Genomic DNA, 8,547 nt, shown 5'->3' on the forward strand with positions numbered 1-8,547 from the left:
CGCCTACGAAACGGTACAGCTCGAAGACGGCTCACTGCCGCTGCTGCACCCGATGAGCGAAGTGGCCGGGCGGATGTCGGTGCAGGTGGGAGCCCATTTCCTGCAGAAGGAAAACGGCGGCAAAGGGGTGCTGCTCGGCGGCGCGCCGGGGGTTCGCCCCGCCAAGGTGGTCATCCTCGGCGGCGGTACGGTCGGCAGCAATGCCCTGCGCATCGCGGTCGGCATGGGTGCCGATGTGACCGTCATCGATCTCGATTCGCGGCGGCTCGGATTTCTCGACGACCACTACGGCAACCGCATCCATACCCTGATGAGCAACTCGCAGAACATCGAGGAGGAGGCCCGCCGGGCCGACCTTCTGATCGGCGCGGTGCTGGTGACCGGGGCGCGGGCTCCGGTTTTGGTAAAACGCGGGCTGCTCAAACAGATGGAACCGGGGAGCGTCATCGTCGACGTGGCGGTCGACCAGGGCGGATGTGTGGAAACCATCCACCCGACGACCCACGACACCCCGGTCTACACGATCGACGGCGTGCTTCACTACGGCGTGGCCAACATGCCGGGGGCGGTCAGCCGCACCAGCACCTACGCCCTGACCAACGCCACCCTCCCCTACGTGCGCAAGATCGCCGCCCTCGGGCTTGTGACTGCGGCCAGACAGGACGAGGCCCTGGCCAGGGGGATCAACACCTTCGGCGGCATGCTCTGCAACCAGCCGGTAGCCGCGGCCCAGGGTCTGCCCTGGCAGCCCTGCCCGCTGTAGCCGCTACACATTTTACGCAGTATCTCTTTTCCAGCCATCAAACCTCCTCCAGAGTCGGCTGATTCCCCGAAAAGGAGATATTTTTGCGGCCCCGGGTCCCCGCCCGGGTTTTTTTTTGCGTTGCGCCGCAGTGTGTTCGCCCTCGCTTGCAGCAACCAGCCGGTTGTTATTCCGCAATGCCGGGCAGACACAGGGGTCTTCCCCTAAGACACCGCGAAGGTATCGATCAGGTAGCGGGCGATGCTGCGCTTGGGCGGCAGGGTCGGCATCTCGGTGACAGCGAACCAGCGGGCGTCCTCCAGTTCCTTCTCTTCCACCACGATCTCGCCACCGGCGTAATCGGCGACGAAACCGGCCATCAGCTGGCTGGGAAAGGGCCAGCTCTGGCTACCGACGTAGCGGATGTTCTGCACCCGGATTCCGGTTTCTTCCAACACCTCGCGGGCGACCGCCTCTTCCAGGCATTCCCCCCGATCAAGAAAACCCGCCACCAGGCCGTAGCGCCCGTCCGCCCATTCGGCCTTGCGCACCAGCAGCACTTCGTCGCCGCGCCGCACCAGCACAATGACGCAGGGGTGGATGTGCGGGAAATGCAGGGCGCCGCAGGCAAGGCACGTCTTTCCCGACTCCTGCGCAATCCTCTCCATCCGGCCGCCGCAGCGACTGCAGCAGCGGCTGTTCTTTTCCCAGTGCAGAACCTGGGCACCCAGCGCTCCAAGAGACAATAATTCCAGCGACAGCTTCGGTTCGGCCGACTGCAGGTGTTCCGCCGTCAATCCTGCGGGAACCGGCAGCTGGCGCGATACCGGCAGCACCCGGCAGGGGCGCCCCTGCCAGCGGCCGATATAGACGGCCGACTCCCCGCTCAAGCCTCCCGGCAGATCGCCGTCCGGCAGCTCAAGCTCGCGCACCAGCAGTTCGGAGCCGCGAACCAGCAGCCAGACCCCCTCCCCGCCGGGATCGTCTTCGGCGAACTGGGGCTGGAAAAGATGCTTGATCGACTCGTGGTTGAAGGGCAGATGCTGGGGAGAAGGATAAAAATCGGGATACGGGGACATACGTTCTCTTCCTGTTTCAGCAACCGGCCTCAAGGTTCTGCCAGAGCAGCAACGCCAGCTGGGTCTTGCCATCGGGGATTTGCCCGGCGGCAACCATGGCCAGGGCCTCGGCCAGCGGCAGCGGCAGCAGCTCAATATATTCGTCAGGCTCCAGCGCCTGGGGCACGGCCCGCAGTCCGCTGGCGGCAAAGAGGTGGATGCGCTCATCGCAGAACCCGACCGCCGGGAGCATTTCACCGAGCTTGACAACCGTCTCGGCACAGTAGCCGACCTCCTCGATCAGCTCCCGCCGCACGCAGTCTGCGGGCGACTCCCCCGGTTCGAGCCGACCGGCCGGGATTTCCACCACCATCCCGCCGAGGGCCGGCCGGAACTGGCGGATCAGCACCACCCGGCCGTCGTCGAGCAGCGGCAGCACGGCCGCGCCGCCGGGATGGCGCACCACCTCGAATTCGGCCCGGCGTCCGTCGGGAAGCTCATGTTCCTCGATGGCCAGGGAGATGATGCGGCCGTTGAATATGTTTTTGTCGCGGGTTTTCATGGGCAGAAGATAACAGGAGGCAACAGCAGCGGCAAGGGGAATGTGTCGACTACCTCCCCTGCGCGGGGGGCATGACCATCAGCAGTTCACCGGAGACCGCCCGAAAGCTCATCGGCAGCCGGCCGTGGGGGTCGCCGTCAATCTGCACCGGCACCTGATCACCCTGCACTGTCAGCTCGCGGGCCTTGAACAGCAGCCCCCCGGCGGGGGCCAAGGGCTGCTTCAGCAGCATCCGCAGCAGGCCGTGGAGCAGCCCCAGGCGCCCCGGACGCTGCAGCAGGCAGACTTCGAACTGATCATCCGTCAATGCGGCCCCGGGAGTGATGGAAAAGCGCCCGCCGTACAGGCGGCCGTTGCCGATGATCAGGCCGTAGCCCGTGCGCTGAGAGCCATCCTCGAGGACAATTTCGAGGGGTTCCGGGGGATGCTCGAAGAAGACCCTGAGAGCGCTGACCAGATAGGCCAGCTTGCCCAGGCGCCGTTTGAGCCGAAGATCGACCCGGTGCACCACCTCGGCATCGAAGCCGGCGCCGGCCATAAGCAGAAACCGGCTATCGCCGGCCCGGCCCAGGCAGATCGAGGTCGGCGATCCGTTCAGGGCGATCCGGCAGGCGGCGGCGATATCGAAGGGGATGTCGGCCTCAAGGGCAAAGACGTTGGTCGTCCCGAGAGGAATGAAGGCCAACGGGATACTCGACGGCGCCAGGCCATTGATAACCTCGTTGAGGGTGCCGTCGCCACCGGCGGCGACGACCAGGTCGAACCCGCCGGACTTCGCCTCGGCCGCGGCCCGGGCGGCGTCGCCGCGGGCGCCGGTCAGAAAGAGTTCAACCCGGGCCCCCTGTTCGGCCAGACAGAGTTCGGCCTGGCGGATTTTGGCGGCGGCATTGCCGCCGGCAACCGGGTTGGCAATCAGCTTGATCTGCCGGGGGATCTTTCCCGCTCCATCCATGTCAGTCCCTCGTTTCGTTAGTGAATATGAACCAGGCGACTGCCATCCTGCCCTCCGAGCAGCACCGGCTCGGCTTCGGGCACCCCGAGATGACGATCGCGCAGAGCAAGGATACCTGTCTGGACATAGGCCAGCAAGCGATTTTCCATCTGCCGGGCAAGCTCTTTTTCCTCCCGCGCAAGGTCGTCGGACGTGGCCGGCGGAAAACCGAGACCGTAGCGATACAGCCGGGGCTTCTCCTTCGGAGCAATCATCAGCAGCCGGTCCCCCTCGATCAGGGCCACCAGTTCTTCGCCGCCGGAAGGCTTGATCACGGCGAAGCCCTCATCCTGCAACGACGGCGAAAAGAGGTTGCGCCCCCAGCCCTGGTGCGGGTCGTTCATGCCGAGCAGGCCGAGGACGCTCGGCCCGATGTCGACCTGGCTGGCCACCGTCTGCCGGCGCTCGGCGTGATCACCCAGCAGTCCGGGGGAATAAAAGAGGAGCGGGACGTGGAATCGGGAGAGCATCATCGGGGTGATCATCGGCGGCGAACCGAAACCGTGATCGCCGGTAATGACAAACAGGGTGTTGTCGAAATAGTCTTCCTGCTGCGCCATGCGGAAGAATTCCCCCAGCGCCCAGTCGGCGTAGCGCATGCCGTTGTAGCGACCTTCATAGGCGTCACCGGTTCGAATCCGCTCGAAGGGGAGCGGTTCGGGCAGGTTGAACGGGGCATGGTTGGAGAGGGTCAGGATGCTGGCGAAAAACGGGCCCCTGGCGGCCATCTCCTTGAATTCCTGGTTGGCCCGGGTGAACACGTCATGGTCGGAGACGCCCCAAACCGGGTCGACAAAGGTGGGGTTGACGTAATCGCCTTCACCGATAAAACGATCCATGCCGTGCTGGCGGAAGAAGCCTTCCTTGTTGTCCCAGGAGAAGAGCCCGTTGTACAGAAACAGCGACTGGTAATCGTTGTTGTGCAGCAGGGTCGGCAGCCCGGAGAATTCCTGGTTGGCCTCCATCATCTTCATCAGGTATTCGTAGCCGGGCAGATTGGGAAAGGAGGTCAGCGTCGCGTAGACCCCCTGGTGGGTGTGGGTGCCGTTGGAAAAGGCCCGCTCAAAGAGGATCCCCTGCTGCGCCAGCTGATCGAACTCTGGGGTCAGCGCCGCAAGGGAGCCAAGGGCGCCGACGAAACGGGCGGAAAAGCTTTCCATGAGGATGACCACCACGTTAACCGGCTTGCCGTTTTCGGAATGGCGCACCGGCAGGGTCGAAGCCGGCGCCAGTTCACGGCGCAGCAGCGGGTGTTCGGAATCACCGAGAGAAATCTCGCTGGCAAGGGTCAGCATCCTGCGGCTGGTTTCCAGGGCCGCCTCGGGCGTCAGCGACTCGGTCCAGAACGCCTGCTTGCTGTACAGCTTATCCCAGCCGCTGCGCGTCAGGGTAAAGATGCCGTTTAGCGCCAGGTGGTTGGCAAAGGTCGACTCGGAGAAAAAGGCATCCCCCCAGCGCAGCGGTTCGTGCCCGACCCCGCCGCGGGAGGCGAAAACCATTACCGCCAGGATGACCGCCCCCCCCATCACCCTGAGCATCGAGCCCCGGAGACTGGCGACAGGCCGGATATTCGCGAGGCAGCGCCGATACAACCAGCGCAACCCAACCAGAAAAACGAGAGCCAGCGCCAGCCAGATCAGGCTGTAACGGAAGACGGGGTAGCCGTCCCAGATCATCCCGGCAACGATCTTCGGGTGCCCGACGTATTCGTAGACCAGCGAATTGAACCGGCTTTCAAATTCGCCGTAAAATTCGGCTTCGGCCACGCCGAGAAAAATCAGCCCCCCGGCCAGCAGGGCGAATCCGCCGACCAGCGCGGAACGCAAGCGCGGCGGCAGCAACACCAGCAGCAGAAACAACGGGATCAGCAGGTACGAGCTGACCGCAAGATCGAAGCGCAGGCCGACCAGAAAGCTCTGCAGCAGTATACCGGTATCCACCTGCTGGGCGAAATTGACATTGCGCAGCAGCAGCAGCAAGCGCAGCGCCGCGAAAACAACCAGCAGCAAGACATAGACGCCGGCAATAAAACGGGCCTCAGGCGGGAAAAACTGGCGGATTTTCTGCAATAGAACTTTCATCGACACACCTCTCTACCGGTTGGCTTCCGCCGCCGGCATTGGACGGGTTCGTAACATGAACGCATATAGAAGCAAGGCAACCGTCCAGCAGATTGCCGCGGTCCAGATATTGTGCGAAACAAAATGCGCCCCTCGCGCCACCTGGCCGAACCCGAACAACGCGCCCAGGCCAAATCCGCTCGCCAGCCCTACCAAAGCCAGCCGGCGCCGCCGATAGAGGGCAAAATAGAGGCTCATCAGGGAAAACCCGCCCGCGGCATGGCCGGCGGGAAAACACTTCCCTTGCTTGCAGCCGGCAGGAGGCGCCTCAAACAGGCGCACGTAAGGGACATCGCCGCCGTACAAATCGCAATCCCAGGGACAGTGGCGGTTGGTCATCTGCTTGCCCAGCGAGACCAGGCCGGTCCCCAACCCGATGCTCAGGCACAGAAACAGCGCCGTGCGGCGCCAGAAACGCAGCCGCTTGCAGGCAAACGAGCCCCCCCAGGCGGCCAGCGCACCGGCTCCACACAGCAGCACCAGGTACTTGCCGCCCGTGTGAATCAGGCCGCCGGCCCACCAACTGTGCTTGTAGGGCCAGAACTGCAGCATCGGGTCAAAAAAAGGCGCGGACAGCCGCAGGTCCCAGTCGGTCAACTCGAACAGCCCGGCCAGCAGAACAAACAACGCAAACGGCAGCAGCGCGTGCCGCAGCCAGAATTTCAAATTCTCACCCTTGCTCATCGGTCACTCGTAGCGATGGGATTTGAAGAGCTCGAAGGCCGTCTGGTAATAGGCGGTGGCGCGGTCGGCCAGTGCCGGGTCCGCCTCCGCCGGTTCCAGGCTGTCGCTATCGGCACTATAGCGGAAGAAATCCGTGGCCCCCTGCAGACCGAGCACCACCATGCGCTCACCGTCGATATACGCCACATCGTGGTTGTGATTAAGCAGCAGCGGCCGTGCGCCTGCGACAGGATTCAGCACGTTCTGCCCGTAAAAAGGCGCCGTGTAGGAAAGCCCCAGCAGGTTGAGAACGGTCGGCGCGATATCGATCTGGCTGGTGATCGTTTCGACGGTTTTCGCCGGCAGCCGCCCAGGCGCGTAAAAGAGCAGCGGGATCCGGTATCGTTCGACCGGCACCTGGGCGCGGCCGTAGACCCTGGCGTCATGATCGGCGACCACCACGAACAGGGTATTGTCGTACCAGTCATGTTCCGGGGCCAGGGCGAACAGGCGGCCGAGGGCGTAGTCGGCATAGCGGACACCGGCACGACGCCCGCCGCCCTCGGCAGGCACCCCTTCGATCCCTGCGGGAAAGGTGTAGGGCTTATGGTTGGAGGTGGTCATGATGATGGAGAAGAAGGGTTGCCCCTGCTGATGAATGCCGTCAAAGTAATCGAGGGCATGGCGAAACAGGTCTTCGTCGCAGACGCCCCAGATATTGGCGAAAGTCGGCTCCGGAATGTCGGCCCGGTCACTGATGGCGAAGCCGTTGCTGGAGAAAAAGTGGTTCATGTTGTCGAAATAGCCGTAGCCGCCGTAAAGAAAGCTGGAGTGGTAGCCGTGCTCGGCCATTACCTTCCCCCAGTTGGCGACCCCCTCGCTCCCCGGCCGCTTGACGATCGACTCGCTCGGGATCGGCGGGAAGGAGGTCGAAATGGCTTCGAGTCCGCGCACGGTCCGGGTGCCGGTGGCGAAGGCATTGCGAAACAGCAGTCCCGACTCGGCCAGGCGATCGAAATTGGGGGTCAGCTGGCGCTTGCCGCCGTAGGCGCCGACATAGCCGGCGCCAAGGGATTCTTCAACGATCACCACCACGTTCATCTTTCCGAGTCCGGCGGGGTTTTCGGCAAAGGCCCGGTTGATATTCTGCAGCTCGTCAGTAACGAAGTCGCCGCCGCCTTTCGCCAGGCCTTCGCGAACCAGGGCAAAAGCGCGATCGTCCTCGATGGTCCGATAGTGCTGGGTATAGTCGAGATTGTTGGTGAAAAAGGCCTGAAACAGGCTGCTGATGCCATTGCTGCTGATCTGGTTGCTGACCCGGTTGGCCGAAAAAGCCAGGGTCGTGGTGGAAAATCCGAAGGCCGCCAGGGCAATCAGCAGCGCGTGCAGCGCAAAAGCCTTGCCGCGTTCCCGCAAACGGGCGGGCTTGGCCAAGGCGGCGTCCATATGTCGCCAGCACCATCGGTACATAACCCCGGCCAGCAGCAGCATCCCCAGGATGACCTGGAGCACGGGGTAGGAATCCCAGACATTCACCAGCACTTCGGTGGGATAGATCAGGTAGTCGACGGCGACCAGGTTGAAGCGGGAATCGAACTCGTCGAAAAAGAAATATTCCACCGACGCCAGGTACAGCATCCCGAACAGCAGCAGAAAGAATGTCACCCCGGCCAGCCGGCGATGCAGCCGGTGGCTGGTAATACCTACCGGCATCAGCAGGCGGTAAAGGGAAAACGGGGCCAGCAGGTAAATCAGTTCAACGCTGTCATTGGCCAGTCCGCCGAGCAGAATGAAGGGAACCTGCGCGAAGGAAATCCGCGCGGGCAAGCCGAAAGCCCACCAGAGCACCAGGCGCAGCAGCAGCGAAAGCAGCAGGTAGATTCCGGAGACCAGCAGCAGAGGACGAAAAAAATCAGTCAGCGCACCCTTCATAAACAACTCCCGTCCATTTTCATGATGTCGGCCGACAGTCGACGACCGCGAAAAACTGGCATCAGCAAGCGCAGCGCCAGCCCCGCAGCAACCGCTGTGAGCAGCAGCTCAACCCCGTGCCCCTGCATCTGGCCGCGCACAGGCGACCAGATTTCGGACGCAACCAGCCCATCCGGCAGGGTCAGGCTGACTATCAGCAGCGCAATTTGAACAGCGTGTTTAGCGGATTTCACGATCCTGAACATCCCTTCAAAAAATCGGGGCCTTTAACAGAAAAGGCCCCGGAGGCAAAGGTGAGAGCGTCTTTCGCCCTAACCTGCATCCTTATTTTGCAAGGGGCTTGCCAGCCAATCAAGTTGCTGTTTTTAAAGGGAATAGACAAAAAAAATACGCCCGCCGCGTATAAATATTTATACGCGGCGGGCGTATTTTTTTTGTCTATTCCCTTTAAAAACAGCAACTTGATTGGCTGGCAAGCC

The 8,547-nt window shown here is 62.7% G+C and carries 8 protein-coding genes; 2 read left to right on the forward strand and 6 right to left on the reverse strand.

Annotated elements, in window-relative coordinates; translation table 11 throughout:
• Window positions 1–763 (forward strand): alanine dehydrogenase (locus ABYV89_RS11750; RefSeq protein WP_432823144.1); only part of this gene is annotated, 763 nt, incomplete at its 5' end.
• A 203-nt stretch (window positions 764–966) separates the two neighbouring features.
• Here ABYV89_RS11750 and nudC read toward each other — a convergent pair.
• From nudC to ABYV89_RS11780, 6 genes are read right to left on the reverse strand one after another with little or no spacing between them, the layout of a single operon-like run.
• Window positions 967–1,821 (reverse strand): NAD(+) diphosphatase, encoded by an 855-nt coding sequence (gene nudC / locus ABYV89_RS11755; RefSeq protein WP_432823145.1) that lies wholly within the window; start codon window positions 1,819–1,821, stop codon window positions 967–969.
• Window positions 1,822–1,837: 16 nt separating this feature from the next.
• Entirely contained in the window at window positions 1,838–2,362 is a 525-nt protein-coding gene (locus ABYV89_RS11760; protein WP_432823146.1) for an NUDIX domain-containing protein, read from the reverse strand.
• Between the two features lie 49 nt (window positions 2,363–2,411).
• Window positions 2,412–3,314 carry a diacylglycerol/lipid kinase family protein gene (locus tag ABYV89_RS11765; protein ID WP_432823147.1) on the reverse strand — a complete coding sequence of 301 codons (903 nt, stop codon included), beginning with the start codon at window positions 3,312–3,314 and terminating at the stop codon, window positions 2,412–2,414.
• Between the two features lie 17 nt (window positions 3,315–3,331).
• Window positions 3,332–5,434: an LTA synthase family protein gene (locus tag ABYV89_RS11770; protein ID WP_432823148.1), complete on the reverse strand. Its 2,103-nt coding sequence runs from the start codon at window positions 5,432–5,434 to the stop codon at window positions 3,332–3,334.
• A gap of 12 nt (window positions 5,435–5,446) precedes the next feature.
• Window positions 5,447–6,157, reverse strand: coding sequence for a phosphatase PAP2 family protein (locus tag ABYV89_RS11775; protein ID WP_432823149.1), 711 nt, complete (start codon window positions 6,155–6,157; stop codon window positions 5,447–5,449).
• Window positions 6,158–6,160: 3 nt separating this feature from the next.
• Window positions 6,161–8,068, reverse strand: a complete 1,908-nt coding sequence (locus ABYV89_RS11780) for an LTA synthase family protein (RefSeq protein WP_432823150.1) — start codon at window positions 8,066–8,068, stop codon at window positions 6,161–6,163.
• 116 nt (window positions 8,069–8,184) lie between these two features.
• Here ABYV89_RS11780 and ABYV89_RS11785 point away from each other — a divergent pair.
• A partial coding sequence (locus ABYV89_RS11785; protein WP_432823151.1) for a hypothetical protein occupies window positions 8,185–8,547 on the forward strand: 363 nt, incomplete at its 3' end.

Source organism: Trichloromonas sp. (assembly GCF_041583255.1).
Lineage (GTDB): Bacteria > Desulfobacterota > Desulfuromonadia > Desulfuromonadales > Trichloromonadaceae > Trichloromonas.